At 62.9% G+C, this 18733-nt stretch carries 19 protein-coding genes; 10 read left to right on the top strand and 9 right to left on the bottom strand.

Annotated features, from left to right (window positions below; genetic code table 11):
- Window positions 1-8: 8 nt before the first annotated feature.
- The 3 genes from coaBC to ubiE all read right to left on the bottom strand — a co-directional run bounded on the left by coaBC (window position 9) and on the right by ubiE (window position 3740).
- A complete protein-coding gene (gene coaBC, locus J2Z31_RS11665; RefSeq protein ID WP_209602042.1) occupies window positions 9-1223 on the bottom strand; it encodes a bifunctional phosphopantothenoylcysteine decarboxylase/phosphopantothenate--cysteine ligase CoaBC in 1215 nt (404 codons plus the stop codon).
- A 161-nt stretch (window positions 1224-1384) separates the two neighbouring features.
- Window positions 1385-2959, bottom strand: coding sequence for a 2-polyprenylphenol 6-hydroxylase (ubiB, locus tag J2Z31_RS11660; RefSeq protein WP_209602041.1), 1575 nt, complete (start codon window positions 2957-2959; stop codon window positions 1385-1387).
- A gap of 4 nt (window positions 2960-2963) precedes the next feature.
- Window positions 2964-3740, bottom strand: coding sequence for a bifunctional demethylmenaquinone methyltransferase/2-methoxy-6-polyprenyl-1,4-benzoquinol methylase UbiE (gene ubiE, locus J2Z31_RS11655; RefSeq protein ID WP_209602040.1), 777 nt, complete (start codon window positions 3738-3740; stop codon window positions 2964-2966).
- 171 nt (window positions 3741-3911) lie between these two features.
- Here ubiE and mutM point away from each other — a divergent pair, with 171 nt between their 5' ends.
- From mutM to J2Z31_RS11615, 8 genes are all read left to right on the top strand, one after another.
- Window positions 3912-4799 (top strand): bifunctional DNA-formamidopyrimidine glycosylase/DNA-(apurinic or apyrimidinic site) lyase, encoded by an 888-nt coding sequence (mutM, locus tag J2Z31_RS11650; RefSeq protein ID WP_209602039.1) that lies wholly within the window; start codon window positions 3912-3914, stop codon window positions 4797-4799.
- 22 nt (window positions 4800-4821) lie between these two features.
- The gene (locus J2Z31_RS11645; protein WP_209602038.1) at window positions 4822-5595 is read left to right on the top strand and encodes an enoyl-CoA hydratase; all 774 of its coding nucleotides are present in this window, start codon (window positions 4822-4824) and stop codon (window positions 5593-5595) included.
- A 189-nt stretch (window positions 5596-5784) separates the two neighbouring features.
- Window positions 5785-6051, top strand: a complete 267-nt coding sequence (gene rpsT / locus J2Z31_RS11640) for a 30S ribosomal protein S20 (RefSeq protein ID WP_209602037.1) — start codon at window positions 5785-5787, stop codon at window positions 6049-6051.
- A 997-nt stretch (window positions 6052-7048) separates the two neighbouring features.
- Complete coding sequence (gene dnaA, locus J2Z31_RS11635) at window positions 7049-8488, top strand: chromosomal replication initiator protein DnaA (protein WP_408022031.1); 1440 nt, start codon at window positions 7049-7051, stop codon at window positions 8486-8488.
- A gap of 201 nt (window positions 8489-8689) precedes the next feature.
- A complete protein-coding gene (locus tag J2Z31_RS11630; RefSeq protein ID WP_209602036.1) occupies window positions 8690-9064 on the top strand; it encodes a YciI family protein in 375 nt (124 codons plus the stop codon).
- Window positions 9061-10332 carry an RNA polymerase sigma factor gene (locus tag J2Z31_RS11625; RefSeq protein ID WP_209602035.1) on the top strand — a complete coding sequence of 424 codons (1272 nt, stop codon included), beginning with the start codon at window positions 9061-9063 and terminating at the stop codon, window positions 10330-10332. Before J2Z31_RS11630 ends, J2Z31_RS11625 begins: the two co-directional genes overlap by 4 nt.
- Before the next feature lie 75 nt (window positions 10333-10407).
- Complete coding sequence (locus J2Z31_RS11620; protein WP_209602034.1) at window positions 10408-10887, top strand: SRPBCC family protein; 480 nt, start codon at window positions 10408-10410, stop codon at window positions 10885-10887.
- Window positions 10888-10941: 54 nt separating this feature from the next.
- Window positions 10942-11805, top strand: coding sequence for a nuclear transport factor 2 family protein (locus J2Z31_RS11615; protein WP_209602033.1), 864 nt, complete (start codon window positions 10942-10944; stop codon window positions 11803-11805).
- A gap of 218 nt (window positions 11806-12023) precedes the next feature.
- Here the strand turns inward: J2Z31_RS11615 and hemW are convergent, their stop codons facing one another.
- The 4 genes from hemW to rph are packed head-to-tail and all read right to left on the bottom strand — an operon-like array spanning window position 12024 to window position 15063.
- Complete coding sequence (hemW, locus tag J2Z31_RS11610) at window positions 12024-13208, bottom strand: radical SAM family heme chaperone HemW (RefSeq protein WP_209602032.1); 1185 nt, start codon at window positions 13206-13208, stop codon at window positions 12024-12026.
- A gap of 7 nt (window positions 13209-13215) precedes the next feature.
- Entirely contained in the window at window positions 13216-13860 is a 645-nt protein-coding gene (rdgB, locus tag J2Z31_RS11605) for an RdgB/HAM1 family non-canonical purine NTP pyrophosphatase (protein ID WP_209602031.1), read from the bottom strand.
- 33 nt (window positions 13861-13893) lie between these two features.
- Window positions 13894-14310 (bottom strand): VOC family protein, encoded by a 417-nt coding sequence (locus tag J2Z31_RS11600; protein WP_209602030.1) that lies wholly within the window; start codon window positions 14308-14310, stop codon window positions 13894-13896.
- 33 nt (window positions 14311-14343) lie between these two features.
- Window positions 14344-15063 (bottom strand): ribonuclease PH, encoded by a 720-nt coding sequence (gene rph, locus J2Z31_RS11595; protein WP_209602029.1) that lies wholly within the window; start codon window positions 15061-15063, stop codon window positions 14344-14346.
- Between the two features lie 264 nt (window positions 15064-15327).
- Between rph and hrcA the strand changes: the two genes are divergently transcribed.
- The gene (hrcA, locus tag J2Z31_RS11590; RefSeq protein ID WP_209602028.1) at window positions 15328-16410 is read left to right on the top strand and encodes a heat-inducible transcriptional repressor HrcA; all 1083 of its coding nucleotides are present in this window, start codon (window positions 15328-15330) and stop codon (window positions 16408-16410) included.
- Between the two features lie 147 nt (window positions 16411-16557).
- On the top strand, window positions 16558-17172 hold the full coding sequence (grpE, locus tag J2Z31_RS11585) for a nucleotide exchange factor GrpE (RefSeq protein ID WP_209602027.1): 615 nt from the start codon (window positions 16558-16560) through the stop codon (window positions 17170-17172).
- A gap of 230 nt (window positions 17173-17402) precedes the next feature.
- On the opposite strand, the gene ptsN is transcribed toward grpE, so the two are convergent.
- Both ptsN and hpf read right to left on the bottom strand, forming a co-directional pair.
- Entirely contained in the window at window positions 17403-17867 is a 465-nt protein-coding gene (ptsN, locus tag J2Z31_RS11580) for a PTS IIA-like nitrogen regulatory protein PtsN (RefSeq protein WP_209602026.1), read from the bottom strand.
- A 169-nt stretch (window positions 17868-18036) separates the two neighbouring features.
- Window positions 18037-18609, bottom strand: coding sequence for a ribosome hibernation-promoting factor, HPF/YfiA family (gene hpf / locus J2Z31_RS11575; protein WP_209602025.1), 573 nt, complete (start codon window positions 18607-18609; stop codon window positions 18037-18039).
- Window positions 18610-18733 lie beyond the last annotated feature (124 nt).

Genomic DNA, 18733 nt, shown 5'->3' with positions numbered 1-18733 from the left:
GGTTTTCGTCATGGCAGGTCGGCTGCAAGGTTTTCAGCAATCAGCGCCGCCAGCTTCTCGGCAACCTCGTCCTTGCCCATCTCCAGCCACTCCTCAATGCCCTCGCGCCCGATCAGCCTCACTCGATTGCGGTCGCCGCCCATGATGCCGGTCGCAGGCGAAACGTCGTTCGCCAGAATGTAATCGGCGCCCTTCTTCTCGAGTTTCGCGCGGCCGTTCTCGGCGACATTCTCCGTTTCCGCGGCAAAGCCGATCACCAGTTTTGGACGAGCCTGATGATGCCCGATGATCTTCAGTATGTCCGGGTTCTCGGTGAGATGCAGCGGGGGAGGGGCTTCGCCCGGCCGTTTCTTTATCTTGTTGCCGGCGGCAGAGGCGACACGCCAGTCGGCGACCGCCGCCACCATCACGGCAATATCGGCCGGGAGCGCGGCGAGCACCTGATCGCGCATCTCCTCGGCACGCTCGACCCGGACGACGCGCACGCCGGCGGGATCGGGGATCGTCACCGGCCCGGAGACGAGCGTAACATCAGCCCCGAACCGGGCGAGCGCCGCCGCAATCGCATGGCCCTGCTTGCCGGAGGAGCGGTTGGCGATATAGCGAACCGGATCGATCGGCTCGTGCGTCGGCCCGGAGGTGACGATCGCCTTTCGCCCGGCAAGCGGCTTTGCCCCGCTCAGCAATTCCTCTGCAGCGGCGACGATTTCCATTGGTTCCGCCATCCGGCCTTCGCCGGCCTCGCCGCTTTCGGCCATTTCTCCCGAGGCGGGCCCGACGAAGCGGATCCCGTCGCCTACGAGCGTCGACCGGTTGCGGCGCGTCGCCGGATGCATCCACATCCTGGGGTTCATCGCCGGCGCGACGAGCACCGGCCGGTCGGTCGCCAGTAGGATCGTCGAGGCGAGGTCGTCCGCATGGCCATTGGCCATCTTCGCCATCAGATCAGCCGTTGCGGGGGCGATGACGACGAGATCGCAGTCGCGCGCGAGCCGGATATGCCCGACGTCCTGCTCGTCCTCGCGCGAGAAGAGATCGGTGAAGACATGGGATGCGGAAAGCGCCCCGACGGCAAGCGGCGTCACGAATTGCTGCGCCCCCGCGGTCATCACGGGTAGGACCGTTGCGCCGCGCTCGCGGAGCCGCCGGATGAGGTCGAGGCTTTTATAGGCCGCGATCCCGCCGGAGATGATGAGAAGGATACGCCTGCCCGACAGTGTCATTCCGCTTCCGGCTAGTCGCCGCTCCCGTTCTTCCCGCGACCCTACTGCATGAGGTCTCGAAGCGGAACCGATTTAATGCGGCAACCAGAGTGCTGGAACCTAGAGCGCAAGCGGCGTGCCTCCGGCCCTCTCGCCGCGCCAGCGGCGGGAGAGCTAGGCGCTCAGACCAACCGCCATGCGATATAAACGAGCGCGGCCGCGATCACCCAGAGCGCGACGCGGCCCGAGCGCGTATGGCGCGCTTCCGCCTTGCCGATCGCTTCGGCGGTTGCCGCATCGAAACGCAGGCCCTTTTCGCTCATCGCCATGATGTCGTTCGAGAAGCGCTCCGTGCGGGCGGCGATTTCCGGGACGGCTTCGGCAACGCGGAGCGCCGCGTGCAGGCCGTCGCGCAGATCGGAGACGACGCGCTTGGGGCCGAGATTGTCGCGGATCCATTTGCCGACAACCGGCTCCGAGGCCCGCCACATGTTGAAGCGCGGATTGAGCGTGCGCGCGACGCCCTCGACGACGACCATCGTCTTTTGCAGCATCACGAGTTCCGGCCGCGTCTGCATGTCGAAGAGTTCGGTCACCTCGAAAAGCAGCGTCAAGAGCTTCGCCATCGAGATCGTCTCGGCGGGCTGGCCGTGGATCGGCTCCCCGATGGCGCGGATCGCCTGGGCGAAGCTTGCGGCATCGTGATGGGACGGCACGTAGCCGGCCTCGAAGTGCACGTCGGCGACGCGCTGGTAGTCACGCGTGATGAAGCCGTAGAGGATCTCGGCGAGGAAGCGGCGTTCTTTCTTGCCGAGCCGGCCGACGATGCCCATGTCGACGGCGACGATGTGGCCCGCCTCGTCGACGAACAGGTTCCCCTGGTGCATGTCGGCGTGGAAGAAGCCGTCGCGCAAGGTGTGCCGCAGCAAGGACTGGATCAGCGTCTCGGCAAGCCTGTCGAGGTCATAGCCGGCGGCCTTCAGCCCTGCGATATCCGACATCTTGATGCCGTCGATCCATTCCATCGTGACGACGTCGCGCCCGGTGCGCTCCCAGTCGACCCTGGGGACCCGGAAGCCGGAGTCCTCCTTCGTATTCTCGGCGAGTTCCGAAAGCGCTGCCGCTTCCAACCGCAGGTCCATCTCGATCTTGGTCGTCTGCTCGAGGGTTCGAGTCACCTCCACAGGCTTCAGCCGCCGCGTATAGGCAAGGAAGCGCTCCTGCATGCGGGAAACGAGGTACATCGCCTCGATGTCGGCGGCGAAGCGCTGGCGCACGCCGGGTCGAATCACCTTGACCGCCACCCGCTCCCGCCGGCCGTCGCGCATCACAATGGCATGGTGCACCTGGGCGATCGACGCGGCCGCCAGCGGCTCGGAAAATTCGACGAAGAGCGCTTCGACGCTGCGGCCGAGCGAATCTTCGATCGCTGCCTTGGCTGCGTGGTGCGGAAAGGTCTCCATCCGGTCCTGCAGCAGCGACAGATCGGCGGCGATTTCCGCGCCGACGACGTCCGGTCGCGTCGCCAGGAACTGGCCGATCTTGACATAGGAGGGGCCGAGCCGCTCGACGGCGCGGGCAAGCCGGCCGCTGCGCTCCTCGAACCGAGCCTTGCGGCGGGCAAGCAGGCTTACGAGCTTCTGCGCGAGGCGGGCGGACGGGGGAAGGTGCTCGGAAGGGATCGCCGAAAACACGCCTTCGCGCGCGAGCACCCAGCCGATCCGCACGAGACGGAAATATGCTCCGGGCGTGCTCATGCGGTCAGATTTTCCATCCGGAATGCAGCGCCGCGATCCCGCCGGTATAGTTGGTGAACGAGACCCGCGAGAAGCCCGCGTCGCGGATCATGGTGGCAAAATCACGCTGGTTCGGGAATTTCCGGATCGACTCGACCAGATACTGATAGGGCGCGTCGTCGCCGGTTATAAGCTTGCCGAACTTCGGAATCGCGTGGAAGGACCAGGCATCATAGAAGCGGTCGAGCAGCGGCATCTCGACCTCGGAAAACTCGAGGACGAGGAGCCGGCCGCCGCGCTTCAGCACCCGATAGGCTTCCTTCAGCGCCACCTCGATGCGCGGCACGTTGCGGATGCCGAAGGCGATCGTATAGGCGTCAAAGGAATTGTCGGCGAAAGGCAGGTCCTCGGCATTGGCCTCGACGAATTCCAGATTGGCGGTGAGCCCTCTCTTGCGGGCGCGTTCGGCGCCGACGGCGAGCATCGATCCATTGATGTCGAGCACCGTCGCATGCGCTCGGCGGGCCGACGCCTCCACGATACGGAAGGCGATGTCGCCGGTGCCGCCGGCGACATCGAGCACCCGGTAGTCTTCTCGCCGCGGCGGATTGAGCGCGGCGATCATCGCATCCTTCCAGACCCGATGGAGCCCCGCCGACATTACGTCGTTCATGACGTCGTAGCGCTTGGCGACCCTGTGGAAGACATCGTTGACGAGCGGCTGCTTTTCGCCCGCGCCGACTTCGTGGAAACCGAAAGAGGTCTCCATCCCGCCATTCGTCGATACGCGCTCGCCCGTCATCAAAAAACTCCACTTCAACCCAATGCGCCGGCACCATAGCGAAATCGGCCGATCCGCGCTATCTCAGCGAGAGAGTTCGGCTGCGGCATAGCGCACCTATAGGTCATCGCTCCCGAGATGGGAATGCATGTCCGCGGGCGGAATGAACAGAGGGATAAAGGAAGACGGCCGATGCCGGAATTGCCCGAGGTCGAAACGGTAAAGCGCGGATTGGCGCCAACGATGGAGGGGGCGCTTCTGGTGCGCGCCGAACTGCGCCGGCCGGATCTGCGCTTTCCCTTCCCCGATGACTTCGCCGCCGCTGTTTCCGGCCGCCGCATCCTCTCCCTGTCGCGGCGCGCCAAATATCTGATGATCGATCTCGAGGGTGGCGATGTAATCATCGCCCATCTCGGCATGTCCGGCTCGTTCCGGATCGAGGCCGGGGCTCCCACCGCACGCGACGGCTTCCATGCCCTGCGTGGCAAGGATGAAAAGCACGATCACGTGGTCTTCCATCTCGACGCGCATGCCGGCCCGGCGCGGGTGATCTATAACGACCCTCGCCGCTTCGGTTTCATGGATCTGGCGCGGCGTGAGGCTATCGCCGAACACGCCTTCTTCCGAGAGCTCGGCGAGGAGCCGACGGGCAATGCGCTCGACGCCGCTTACCTTGCGGCGCGCTTTGACGGCAAGGCGCAGCCGTTGAAAGCCGCTCTTCTCGACCAAAGGACGATCGCGGGCCTCGGCAATATCTATGTGTGCGAGGCGCTCTGGCGCGCCCGCCTCGCGCCGGTAAGGCCAGCGGGCACGCTGGTCGACAAGCGCGGCGGCGCGAGAAAGCCTCTTCTTCTCCTGGTGGAGGCAATCCGGGCAGTGATTGCCGACGCGATCGCTGCCGGCGGCTCCTCGCTCAAGGACCATATACAGGCCGACGGCAGCCTCGGCTATTTCCAGCATGCCTTTTCCGTCTACGACCGCGAGGGCGAGGCTTGCCGCACGCCGGGCTGTGGCGGTACCGTCGCCCGCATCGTTCAGGCGGGGCGCTCGACCTTTTATTGCCCGCGCTGCCAAAAATAGCCGTTGAATGGAGGACACGAGAATGAGTTACGACACCCTGCTGGTCGAAACGCGCGGGCGGGTGGGTGTGATAACCCTAAACCGCCCTCAGGCGCTCAACGCCCTGAACTCCGTGCTGATGCGCGAACTCGACGTGGCTTTGAAAGCCTTCGATGCGGATGGAAATGTCGGGGCGATCGTCATCACCGGCTCGGAAAAGGCCTTTGCTGCCGGCGCCGACATCAAGGAGATGCAAGCGCTCGATTTCACTGGAAGCTATCTCGGCGATTTCCTCGGCGGCTGGGAGCACGTTGCCGGCGCCCGCAAGCCGATGATCGCGGCCGTGTCCGGTTTTGCACTTGGCGGAGGCTGCGAGCTCGCGATGATGTGCGACTTCATCATCGCCTCGGAAACCGCGAAATTCGGTCAGCCGGAAATCACTCTCGGGGTCATTCCGGGTATGGGCGGGTCGCAGCGCCTTGCTCGCGCCGTCGGCAAGGCCAAGGCCATGGATCTCATCCTGACCGGCCGCATGATGGATGCGGCCGAGGCCGAACGGGCGGGGCTCGTCGCCCGAGTCGTCGCGCCGGACAAGCTGATGCACGAGGCGTTCGGGGCGGCCGAGAAAATCGCCTCCTTCTCGCTGCCGGCTGTGATGATGGCGAAGGAGGCGGTCAACCGCTCGCTCGAGGTGACGCTCGCCGAGGGCCTGCGTTTCGAGCGTCGGCTTTTCCAGTCGCTTTTCGCCACCGACGATCAGAAGGAAGGGATGGCCGCCTTCGTCGCCAAGCGCAAGGCCGAATTCAAACACAGATGAGGTGAGGCAAGGCAAGCTTTTCGCAATTTGCGCGTTGACGCGGGAGCGGTTTCCCGCTATACGCCGCCCTCAGTCTGGAACGCCTCACGCAGGCTTTCCGAGAATGCTCCCGAATTGCTTGGATGACAGGTCGCAGTGACCCGGCACGGCGAAGGCGGAGTTCATGTCAGTTTTCGAAGAGAGGCATCAATGGCCAATACAACTTCGGCGAAAAAGGCGACCCGCAAGATCGCACGCCGTACCGCAGTGAACAAGGCCCGTCGTTCGCGCGTCCGCAGCTTCGTCCGCAAGGTTGAAGAGGCGATCGCATCCGGAGATCAGGCCGCCGCCGCCGCCGCCCTCAAGGCGGCTCAGCCCGAACTGATGCGAGCCGCCACCAAGGGCGTGGTGCATGCCAACACCGCATCGCGCAAGGTCTCTCGTCTGGCCCAGCGCGTGAAGGCGCTTTCGGCCTAAGCCGGCTAAATAAAAATCCATTTATGAAGAGCCTGGCGTGTTGCGCTGGGCTCTTCTGATTCTTGATTTCGTCACGGTCATGGTTAACCTCGCCCTGCGACATTGTGGCAACGTCGTGACATTATTTGTTGAGGAAATTCAAAGGTTTGTCGGAGGATGTCCTGGCCTGGACGTGTCTCCTGGCGCACGTATCGCCTGCTAGGCGAGTCAAGCGAATTTTTATTTTTTTACTTTTTTGCCAGCTAAGCAAGAACTCAGAAAAACAAAACCCTTGATTCAAAAGCGATTCTTTCAAGACTCGGAAAACCCCATGCAAAACGGCGCCCGAGAGTCAACCGGCCGCGTTTAACGCGCGGTAAAAAACCCGATTGATCTTGCCGTCCGATCCTGCCTAAATGGCTGCCACAGGGGACACGGACCAAACCCGTATCAGGAATGTTTTGGGGTCATTTCCGAGAGATGGCTTCGGCTTTCCTGTTCCCTGTGGCGGGGTAACTCCACGTCACTCATCAGACAAGTCGAGTAGTGAAAGCCGAACGAGCCTTCGTGTCGGGATAGGAATATTTCGACCTTAAGTTGTGTTCCGGGCGTGAGCCCAAACTGTTCTGCGTCGATCTGAAGGAGGTAGAGATACCGGTTTGCACCGCTTCGTACGAGGGTGCGGCGCAGCCGTGAAGAGGAAAGGTTCCAGGTGGCCCCAGGTGACCGCTGGAACGGGATAAAGCGGCGCGGGGGACATTCGCACTGGAAAGGCGAATGCGCGCAGTAGCGCATCGTGGCGGGATTATGAGGAACCCGCACCGGTGTGACAGGGGCGCCCGAGGAAACGGCATGGCCTTTCGAGGCGGCCGCGGCAGGCGGGTATTAGAGATGAAGCCGGCAGCAATGACGGCGTCGGAGAATGGAATTGGAAGGCGGCAACATGATGAATATGGCGACGGCACCTGAAGGATTTCAGGCCGGCAATCAGTCTCACGCGGCGGGGGAAAAACACGACATGCGGCATGACGCACTGTTCGAGCGGGTAAGTGCGCGTCTGAAAGCCCAGGTCGGTCCGGATGTTTTCGCCAGCTGGTTCGGGCGTCTCAAGCTTCATTCCGTATCGAAGAGCGTCGTTCGCTTGTCGGTGCCCACGACGTTTCTTAAATCCTGGATCAACAACCGCTATCTCGATCTCATCACTGGCCTCTTCCAACAGGAGGACGGCGAGATCCTGAAGGTGGAAATTCTGGTGCGCACGGCAACGCGCAGCCAGCGATCCTCCGCCCATGAAGAGACGGCGCCAGCTGCAGCCGAACCGCCGGCGCCGGTCCGTCGGTCCGCCTCGCCGCCGCCTGTCGCAGTTTCTGCCGCAGCGGCGGTCGCCAGCACCCCGAAGCCGGCCCAGGCGCCGCTTTTCGGCTCGCCGCTCGATCAGCGCTACTGCTTCGACAGTTTCGTCGAAGGAGCGTCAAACCGCGTGGCGCTTGCCGCCGCTCGCACGATCGCTGAGGCCGGTGCCGGTGCCGTGCGCTTTAATCCGCTCTTCATTCATTCGAGCGTCGGCCTCGGCAAGACCCATCTCCTCCAGGCGATCGCACTCGCGGCCCTGCAAAGCGCCCGCGCGCCGCGGGTCGTCTACTTGACCGCCGAATATTTCATGTGGCGTTTCGCGACTGCGATCCGCGACAATGATGCGCTGTCGCTCAAGGAATCGCTGCGCAACATCGATCTCCTGATCATCGACGACATGCAGTTCCTGCAGGGCAAGTCGATCCAGCACGAGTTCTGCCATCTCTTGAACATGCTGCTCGATTCCGCCAAGCAGGTGGTGGTCGCGGCCGATCGCGCACCCTGGGAACTGGAATCGCTTGACAGCCGCGTGCGCTCCCGCCTCCAGGGGGGCGTGGCGATCGAGATGGAAGGGCCGGATTACGAGATGCGGCTCGAAATGCTGAAGCGCCGCCTCGAAGCCGCCCGCCAGGACGACGCCTCGCTCGAGATCCCTCCGGAAATCCTCTCGCACGTCGCCCGCAATGTCACGGCAAGCGGACGCGAGCTCGAGGGTGCCTTCAACCAGCTTCTCTTCCGCCGCTCCTTCGAGCCGCAGCTTTCGATCGAGCGCGTCGACGAGCTGCTCGGCCATCTGGTCAACGCCGGCGAGCCGCGCCGCGTCCGCATCGAGGACATCCAGCGCGTCGTCGCAAAGCACTACAACGTCTCGCGCCAGGAACTTGTCTCCAATCGCCGCACACGCGTTATCGTCAAGCCGCGCCAGATCGCCATGTATCTTTCCAAGACCCTGACGCCGCGCTCCTTTCCGGAGATCGGCCGGCGTTTCGGCGGTCGCGACCACACGACGGTGCTGCATGCAGTGCGTAAAATCGAAGAAATGATCGCCGCCGATACCAAGCTCAGCCACGAGATCGAGCTCCTGAAGCGACTGATCAACGAGTAGGGCATTGTCTATGTAAGCGGAAGGTTACAAGGCTCGGCTCTGCCGGGCCTTTTGTTGTGGCATGGTGGATGGCTCGGTCGTGGGGAAGCCCTCCCGCCCCGCGCGCTATCTGAGGCAGAGAGCTCACCAAATATTTCTTTCGCCTTGCTTTGTCGGCTATCACGTTCTCCATTCGTCTTCAGACAGAGCGGAGAGTTCCCGATGCTTTATGCCGTGCTTTGCTACAATGATGAAAGCGTCACCAGTGCCTGGAGCAAGGAGGAGGACGACCGGGTCATGCGTGACCTTACTGCCGTCCAGCGCAAATATGTCGAAACCGGCAAGCTTGGGCCGGTTGCGCGCCTTCTGCCGACCACGGCGGCTACGACGCTGCGCCACAAGGTCGGCGAGACGATCGTCATCGACGGCCCCTTCGCCGAAACCAAGGAACAATTGCTCGGCTTCTATCTGATCGATTGCGCCTCGCTCGACGAGGCGCTCGACTTCGCGCGCGAGCTCAGCACGGCCAATCCGAGCTCCGGCTCCTACGAGATCCGGCCCCTCGCTCTTTTCAAACCCGGTGAGCTACCCTCATGACCGACACCGCCTGGATCGATCTTGCACTCATTTCGGCGCGGCCGCAGGTCATGGGTGCGCTTCTTCGCTATTTCCGCAATCTCGACCAGGCGGAGGAAGCTTTCCAGGAGGCGTGCCTCAGGGCGCTGAAGACCTGGCCGAAGAACGGGCCGCCGCGCGATGCGGCCGCCTGGCTGATCTTCGTCGGCCGCAATAGCGGCATCGACAAGGTGCGCCGGCAGGCGCGCGAAACGGCGCTCCCGCCTGAGGAACTGCTTTCCGACCTCGAAGATCACGAAGGCGAGCTTGCGGAGCGCCTCGACGGATCGCACTACCGCGACGACATACTGCGGCTGCTCTTCGTCTGCAGCAATCCGGTCCTGCCGGCGACGCAACAGATAGCACTCGCACTCCGGATCGTCTCCGGCCTGTCGGTCAGGCAGATCGCCCGCGCTTTCCTCGTCAGCGAGGCGGCAATGGAGCAGCGTATCACCCGCGCCAAGGCGCGTGTCTCAGCCGCGGGCATTGCCTTTGAAACGCCGGACGCCGCCGATCGGGCAGAGCGGCTCGCCGCCGTGGCGGCGATGATCTATCTCGTCTTCAACGAGGGTTATTCGGCGATGAACGGCCCCGAGGGCGTTTCCGCCGATTTGTGCGACGAGGCGATCCGGCTTTCCCGACTGCTTCTGCGGCTGTTTCCGGCGGAGCCCGAGATCATGGGCCTGACGGCGCTGCTCCTGCTCCAGCATTCGCGTGCCCGCGCCCGGTTCGACGCCGACGGCAGCATCGTCCTGCTCGAGGATCAGGATCGGCGCCTCTGGAACAGACAGATGATCGCCGAGGCGCTGGCGATGATCGAAAAGGCCATGCGCCATCGCCGCCCCGGTCCCTACCAGATCCAGGCGGCGATCGCCGCCTTGCACGCGCGTGCGGAGCAGCCGGAGCTGACCGACTGGGAAGAGATCGACCTGCTCTACCAGGCGCTCGAACGGCTGCAACCATCGCCGGTGGTGACCCTGAACCGGGCAGTCGCAGTGTCGAAGCGCGAAGGGCCGGAGGCGGCGCTCGCCCTCGTCGAGCAGCTCGGCGACAGGCTCTCCGGCTATTTCTATTATCACGGCCTGCGGGGGGCCTTGCTCAAGCAATTGGAACGCGGGCGCGAGGCCCGCGCCGCTTTCGACCGGGCGATCGCGCTCGCCACGAACGCGGCGGAGGCCGCCTACATCCGCAAAGAGCTCGACCATCTGGCGGGCGAAACCGAGCCGACCCACGCGGAAGAACGGCCCTAAGAAAATATTTGACCGCTGTCGGCATCCGGCCCCTTCCTTCGTCCTTGGATCGAACCCAACATGGAGGAATTCCAAATGACCGTTGTGCCCGACACGAAGACCGACGAACGCGATCTCGTGCTGATCCGGCTGATCGATGCGCCACGCGAGAAGGTATACCGCGCCTTCACCGACCCGGAACTCCTGAAGCAATGGTTCGCACCCTTGCCGTGGACGATCACGGAAGCGGAACTGGATGTCAGACCCGGCGGCATCAATCGTTTCGTCATGCGATCGCCCGAGGGGGAGCTCTATCCCAATCAGGGCGTCTATCTGGAGGTCGTTCCGAACGAGAAGCTCGTCATCACCGATGCTTATACGGAAGCCTGGAAGCCTGCCGAGAAGCCCTTCATGACGGCGGTTCTCACCTTCGAGGAGGAAGGCGGCAAGACCCGCTACACCGCCCGCGCCCGGCACTGGAGCATGGAGGACAAGGAGGCGCACGAAAAAATGGGCTTTCACGAGGGCTGGGGCCAATGTGCCGACCAGCTATCGGCTCTCGTCACCAGACTTTGAGGGCGAGCCGCGCTCGCCACGATTTCGGCTTCCACCAAGACAAGGAGACGAAGCATGTCCGACATAGGGAGCAGAACCGCCGTTGCGGACGTTCGCGCGGTCATTGAGGATTGGGCGGAGGCCATGCGCCGGAAGGATGCAGGCCGCGTCCTCGCACAGGGTGCGGAGGACTGCCTTGTCTATTCGCTGGCGCCGCCGCTCAAGGCATCGGACAGCGATTCGGAAGGGCTCGAGCGATGGTTCGCTACCTGGAAGGGGCCGCTCGGCTTTCGGCTCGAAGATGTCGAGATTTCGGCAGGTGAAGATGTTGCCTTTGCCACGGCCCTGACCCATCTTTCCGGCGAAAAGCTGGACGGCGGGAAGGCTGCCCTCTGGTACCGCCTGACCCTCGGCCTGAGGCGCGCCGGCGGAACCTGGAAGATTGTGCATCAGCACGAGTCCGTGCCCTTCTACATGGATGGAAGCTTCAAGGCGGCGATCGATCTCGACCCGAAGTCCCAAGTCGACTGGGACGCGCCGTCGCCTCCGCCGATGGCCGGCGTCATTGCCTATCTGAGTGTCGAGGACGCCAATGCCAGCGCCGAATTCTATGGCCGCGCCTTCGGCGCTAAGGAAGAGCACCGCAAATATGCCGACGACGGCAAGCGGCTCATCCATTGCCATTTGACCGTCAATGGCGGCGCGCTGATGCTGAGCGATCCTTTCCCGGAGTTTGATCATCCTTGGAAGCCGCCGGAGGGCTACGTCCTCCATCTCGTCGTCGACGACGCGGACCACTGGTGGAAGCGAGCGGTCGCGGCTGGCGCGGAAGTGACGATGCCGCTGGAGATTGCCTTCTGGGGCGACTATTACGGCCAGCTCCGCGATCCGTTCGGCATCAGGTGGGCAATCGTCGCACCGGTGAAGAAGGAGGGTTGAGCCGATCCCCGGCTCCTTATCCCGTCGCGGCGCTGTCCGATCCGGCTGCCCGCCCCACAGCTGCTGCTGCTGCGGAGACCGCATGTGCTAGCCGCGCAGGGTGAGCGAGGGGAGTTGCGGCGCCCTCTTCTTCGCCTCATCTCGCTTCTCAGGCGAGGCCGAGGGTGCGGTGAGAAGCAATCGCGGTGGGCGCTCACCGCCTCAGCCGGCCCTGCCCGTCAGCAGGCGAGGTCGGCCACGACGGAGTCGAGGATCAGCATTCCGGCCGGCGTGCAGCGAAGGCGCGAATTGCCGAGCCGTTCGATGAAGCCGTGCTCGATCAGGAACCTCTCGCGATCCGGGTCGGGATCGCGGCCGGAAAGCATCTGCCAGCGGGAAAGGTCGACGCCTTCCCGGAGCCTTAACCCCATCAGCAGGAGCTCGTCAGCCTGCGCTTCGGGATCGAGCAACTCCCGTTCGGCGATGCCGTCGCCGCGCTCCTCGACCAGCCGCAGCCATGCTTCGGGGTTCCGTTCCGTTGCCGTCGCCACCTTCTCGGCTCCGACGGACAGGCGTCCGTGCGCGCCGGGACCGATGCCCGCATAATCGCCATAGCGCCAATAGGTGAGGTTGTGGCGGCTTTCCGCGCCTGGCTGCGCATGATTGGAAACCTCATAGGCGGGCATGCCGATCGCCGCCGTGATCTCCTGCGTCGCTTCGTAAAGCACTGCCGATTGCTCTCCGTCGGGGACGATCAGCTTGCCGGCTTTGTGCAGCCCGTAGAAGGGCGTGCCTTCCTCTATAGTGAGCTGGTAGAGCGAAAGGTGATCGACGGCATAGGAGACCGCTTCCTTGAGCTCGCGCTCCCAATCTTCGACAGTCTGGTCCGGTCGGGCATAGATCAGGTCGAAGGACATGCGCGGGAAGATATCGCGCGCGAGCCTGACCGCCTTCAGCGCATCCTCGACATTGTGCAGCCGACCGAGGAATTTGAGGTCGCGATTGTTCAGCGCCTGGACGCCGAGCGAGACCCGATTGACGCCCGCCGCCCGGTATCCATAAAAGCGCGTCGCCTCGACGCTCGAGGGATTGGCCTCCATGGTGATCTCGATGTCGTCCGGCATATGCCAGTGTCCGGCGATGCCGTTGAGGATCGCCTCGACAGTTGCCGGCTCCATCAGGGAGGGCGTGCCGCCGCCCAGGAAGATGCTTGTCACGGTTCTAGGGCCGGAAAGCGCACGTACGGCCGCCATCTCCCTGAGAAAACCTTCGACGAAACGCGGCTGGTCCACCGGCTGGTGGCGGACATGGCTGTTGAAATCGCAGTAGGGGCACTTGGCCGCGCAGAACGGCCAGTGGACATAGACCCCGAATCCGGGGTCCGTAACGTCACCGATCGTTGTAAGTGGAGTCTTTTTACTCATGTCCTTCTCAGGCGCCGAGGCAGGTCTCGGCGAATAGCTTGAAGGCACGAGCACGGTGCGACAGCGCCTCTCTGTCGCCCGGCTTCCAGCCGTGCTTTTCTTCCGCGCTCATCTCGCCGAAAGTGGTGTCGTAGCCGTCGGGCTGGAAGACCGGGTCGTAACCGAAACCGCTCGTGCCGCGCGGCGGCCAGACGACATGGCCCTCGACCTCGCCACGGAAGAGTTCGACATGACCGTCGGGCCAGGCCAGGCAGAGCACGGAAACGAAACGCGCTGTGCGGCTTTCCGGCGTCATGGCGCCCTTCTCGCGCAGCGCCGTCTCGACCTTCTCCATCGCCATGGCGAAATCGCGGCTGCCGTCTTCGCGCTCGGCCCAGTTCGCCGTGTAAATGCCGGGGGCTCCGCCGAGTGTATCGACCGCGAGCCCGGAATCGTCCGAGAGCGCCGGAAGGCCGGAGGCTTTTGCCGAGGCGAGCGCCTTGATCGTCGCATTTTCCTCGAACGTGACGCCGGTCTCCTCCGGTTCGGAGAAGTTGAGATCCGCGGCCGATTTCGCCTCGAACCCGAGCGGGCCGATCAAATCGCGGATTTCACGGATCTTGCCGGCATTGTGGCTCGCAACGACGAGCGTCTTATCGACCAATTTGCGCATTCTGTTCCGTCCATCAAGGCTTGCTGCCGCAGATCAATCCTTGGCCCAGAGGCCAGGTTCCGCGAATTCGAGGCTATTTCCGGCCGGATCGCGGAAGTAGAAGGAGCGGGCGCCGTTCGGCCAGCGAATGTCCGCCTCGATCATGACACCCGCGGCCTCGAGCTTCGCCTTCCAGGCGTCGAGTGCTGCGGCCTCGACGCGGAAGCACATGTGGCCCTTGCCCGTGGTTCCGTGTGGCGGGACGGGAAGAGCGCCCGGAGCCGGTGGTTTTACGGTCTCCACCGGATTGAAGATCAGGAGCACGCCGTCGCCGCAGCGGAAGAAGACATGGCGAACGCCGACGCGGGTGATGCGCTCCAGGCCGAGAATGGTGCCATAGAAGGCTTCGGCCTGGTCGAGATCCTCCGCATAGAGCGCGGTTTCGAGAATGCCTTCAAGCGCCGGGGCCAAGTCCAATCCTCTCGCTCGCACGTTCGAATTGCTTTAGCCGGCGATCGCCTGCTTCTGCAAGTCGACGAGCTCGGCAATGCCGTTTTTCGCAAGGCGCATCAGGGTCGCGAATTCTTCCTCGCTGAAAGGCTTGCCCTCGGCCGTTCCCTGGATTTCGACCAGCCCGCCGCTGCCGGTCATCACGAAGTTGGCATCGGTTTCGGCCGCCGAGTCCTCGAGATAATCGAGATCGATCACAGGTTGATTGGCGAAGATTCCGCAGGAAATCGCTGCGACGTGGTCCTTCAGGACCCTCTCCGCCTTGATCATGTTGCGCGCTTCCATCCATTTCAGGCAGTCGTGAAGCGCGATCCAGGCGCCGGTAATCGAAGCCGTCCGAGTGCCGCCATCCGCCTGGATGACGTCGCAGTCGATCGAGATCTGGCGCTCGCCGAGAGCCTGCAGATCGACCACGGCGCGCAGAGAGCGGCCGATCAGCCGCTGGATCTCCTGCGTGCGGCCGCTCTGCTTGCCCGTTGCCGCCTCGCGCTTCATCCGCTCGCCGGTTGCCCGCGGGAGCATGCCGTATTCGGCAGTGATCCAGCCCTTGCCGCCATTGCGCAGCCAGGCGGGAACCTTGTCTTCGAGGCTCGCCGTGCACAGGACATGTGTGTCGCCGAAGCGAACGAAGCATGAGCCCTCCGCATGCTTGGAGAAATTGCGCTCGAAGGAAACCTTGCGCATTTGGTCGGTTCGTCTGCCGGATGGCCGCATCGTCAACTCCTATCTGTCTGCTGAGCCTTCTAGATCATGCAGCCCATAAAAGGAACCGGTTGATGCGCCATGTTTTCCTGAATCGGAACCGATTCAAGGAATAGGGCAAGCAGCAGCTCGAAGTGCTGCAGCGATCTTTGCGTCTGAAAGCGTTTGAAAAGGCGAGCGGCGCTATAGTGGGGGGAGTGATTTTTCCCTTTTGCCATTGCCCCTGCGGCTTACTATATTCGGGAACCACAGGAACGGTTGTTTGCTTGGAGTGACATGGTACTGCGCAACCCTGAAAAGAAGGGGATCGCATCGACGCTGGACGAGCGTTCCGGCGAGATCTTCCGCCGCATAGTCGAGACCTATCTCGAAAGCGGCGAGCCGCTTGGTTCACGCAATCTCTCGCGGCTCCTGCCCATGTCGCTGTCCCCAGCCTCCGTTCGCAATGTGATGAGCGATCTCGAGGATCTGGGCCTCATCTATTCGCCCCATGTCAGCGCGGGGCGGCTGCCGACCCAGACGGGCCTGCGCTTCTTCGTCGACGCCTTCATGCAGGTGGGCAAGCTTTCCCCGGAAGAGCGCGCGTCGATCGAGCGGCAGGTGCGCTCCGCCGCCGGTCGGGACCAATCGGTCGAATCGCTTCTCGCCGAGGCAAGCCAGATGCTCTCGGGCATGTCCCGCGGCGCCGGTCTCGTCATCACGACCAAGAGCGATCCGGTGCTGAAGCATGTCGAGTTCATCCGCCTGGCGCCGACCAAGGCCCTTGCCGTCCTCGTCGGGGACCACGATCAGGTCGAGAACAGGATCATCGAACTGCCGGCGGGCATTACAAGCGCGCAGCTCACCGAAGCGGCCAATTTCGTCAACGCCCACCTCGCCGGGCAGACGATTGCAGAACTGCGCGCACAACTTGAAAAGGTCAAGGAAACCGTGCGCGGCGAACTCGACGCGTTGTCGCAGGATCTGGTTGAACGCGGGCTTGCGATCTGGTCGGGCAGCGAGGGTGACGGCAAGCCTGCGCGCCTCATCGTCCGCGGGCGTGCCAATCTGCTCGAGGGGCTGGAAGGCAGCGACGACATCGACCGGCTGCGCATGCTGTTCGACGACCTCGAGAAGAAGGACAGCCTCATCGAGCTCCTCAACCTCGCCGAGAGCGGTCCGGGCGTTCGCATTTTTATCGGCTCGGAAAACAAGCTCTTCTCGCTTTCCGGATCGTCGCTGATCGTCGCGCCCTATCGCGACGACGACGACCGCATCGTCGGCGCGGTCGGTGTCATCGGACCGACCCGGCTCAACTATTCGCGGATCGTCCCCATGGTCGACTACACCGCTCAGCTCATGTCGCGGCTGTCGCGCTGAGCAATCCTATTGATCGACAGACCTTGATTTTTCGGGCCCAAACCTCGATATCGGCTGTCGAATCCAGGCAACAAAAGGTTCAAGCAGAGCGACCTCCGCTGGTTTGATGATGCCGAAACATGAAATGGAAGATATTCGGAGAACGTCATGACCGACGAAACGAACAAGAACGGACCTGAGGCCGCGGTGCCGGAAGAGAACGTGAAGGCTGCCGCCCCGGAAAAGCCGGAAGCCGAAACGTCCGCCGCGCCAGATCCGCTGGAACTCGCCAAGGCCGAGAATGCGGAACTGCGTGACAGATATCTTCGCCTCGCCGCGGAGATGGACAATCTGCGCCGGCGTACCGAGCGCGACGTCAGGGACGCGAAAGCCTATGCCGTTGCCGGTTTTGCCCGCGACATGCTCGCAGTGTCCGACAATCTTCGCCGCGCCCTCGAGGCCATTCCCGCCGAGGCGCGGGAGTCCGGCGATGCTGGCTTTGCGGCGCTGATCGAAGGCGTCGAGATGACCGAGCGGTCCATGCTGGCGGCGCTAGAGCGTCACGGCGTCAAGAAACTCGAACCCGCCGGCCAGAAATTCGATCCGAATTTCCACCAGGCCATGTTCGAAGTGCCGAATAGCGAGGTTCCTAACAACACTGTGGTTCAGGTGGTGCAGGCCGGCTATACGATCGGCGAGCGCGTGCTGCGCCCGGCGATGGTCGGTGTCGCCAAGGGTGGACCGAAAGTGGTTCCGACCGAAAGCGAGACGCCGGCGGGCTGACGCGACTAGCTGCAAGGCAACAGGAAAGCGCCGCGTGTCTCCGATACGCGGCGCTTTCAATTTCCCAGCCTTGTCACGCCAAAACGCGCTTTACAGCGTCCTAAGCGACTCTTTGCGAGTCCGAAGACGCGCGCGTAGGACGTAGGCTGGGGCTACGGTACGGCGTGCGCAGCCGAGCATACATCCGCTCCGCTCGAGGACAGAATTGTCTCAATCAACCGGGAAAAGCCCTAGGCAGCGTGCGAGGTCGTATCCTCGTTGAGGAGCATATAGATCGCGCTTGCGGAATCGCTCGCGCGAATCCTCGTCACCATGTCGTGGTCACGCAGCACCCGCGCAATCCGCGACAGTGCCTTCAGGTGATCGGCGCCGGCGCCCTCGGGCGCAAGCAGGAGGAAGACAAGATCGACGGGCTGATCGTCGAGCGCCTCGAAATCGACCGGAGTCTCCAGCCGCGCAAATATGCCGACGAGCGAAGAGAGATTGCTGAGCTTTCCATGCGGGATGGCGATGCCGTTGCCGACGCCCGTCGAGCCGAGCCGCTCCCTCTGAAGGATGACGTCGAAAATCTCGCGTTCCGGCAGACCGGTGAGTTTCGATGCTTTAGCCGCCAATTCCTGGAGGAGTTGCTTTTTCGAGTTGGCCCTCATGGCCGGGATGATCGCATCTTGATGCAGCAAGCCTGCCAATGCCATTCTTCTGTCCTCGTCTGCCGGTTAGAGCCTGGCAACTTCATCACAAATATGCCGTAATGGCTCTAACCTTCTTTATTTTGACGGCTCCCATTCACAGAAAAGTAACTCTTTTCCGTCTGTCCGCCGCGGCGGCGGGAAGGCCGGTTTTCCGGCTTTCCCTTAAAGCCGCTCATACTTTGATTTTGGCGGCATCGATCCAGCCGATATTCCCATCGTTGCGCCGATAGACGATGTTCAGGTCCTCCTTGCCGGGGCTGCGGAACATCAATACAGGCTCGTCCGTCATGTCGAGGGCCATCACGGCATTGGCCACGGTCATCGTTCTGAGCTGTTTGGTGCTCTCGGCAACGATCGTCGGTGCGTAATCATCGGGAACTTCCTCGTCCTCGAAGGGGACCGAGTCCATCACCCGATAGGCCACTTCGGTGGCATTCTGGCCGTTGCCGTTGTGATGGTCCTTGAGCTTGCGTTTGTAGCGCCGGAGCCGTTTCTCGATCCGCTCCGATGCCGCGTCGAAGGCTGCCTGTGGCTCGTTTGCCTGGCCGTTCGCCTGCAATATCACGCCCGTATCGAGATGAAGCTTGCAGTCGGCGCTGAAGCGCGACCCGGACTTTTCCACAGTGACCTGGCTCGAATATCCTCCGTCGAAATATTTGGTGACGGCTTGCCGAATCTGCTCGCCGATGCGCGAGCGAAACGAATCGCCGATTTCCATGTGTTTACCGGACACACGCACACTCATGGAGTTTCCTCTCTCGTTCGTGACTTGCGTATCCAGTTTATTCCAAGCGCTTCCGTCATCCAAGCATTTCAGCAAGGCTCTCGCGCGGGTGCCGCCGGAGCGCAGTCTCCATGCGCCGGAAATT

Source organism: Sinorhizobium kostiense, assembly GCF_017874595.1.
Lineage (GTDB): Bacteria > Pseudomonadota > Alphaproteobacteria > Rhizobiales > Rhizobiaceae > Sinorhizobium > Sinorhizobium kostiense.
The sequence above is the reverse complement of the archived record's forward strand: the minus strand, read 5'-3'. Positions and strand labels throughout refer to the sequence as shown.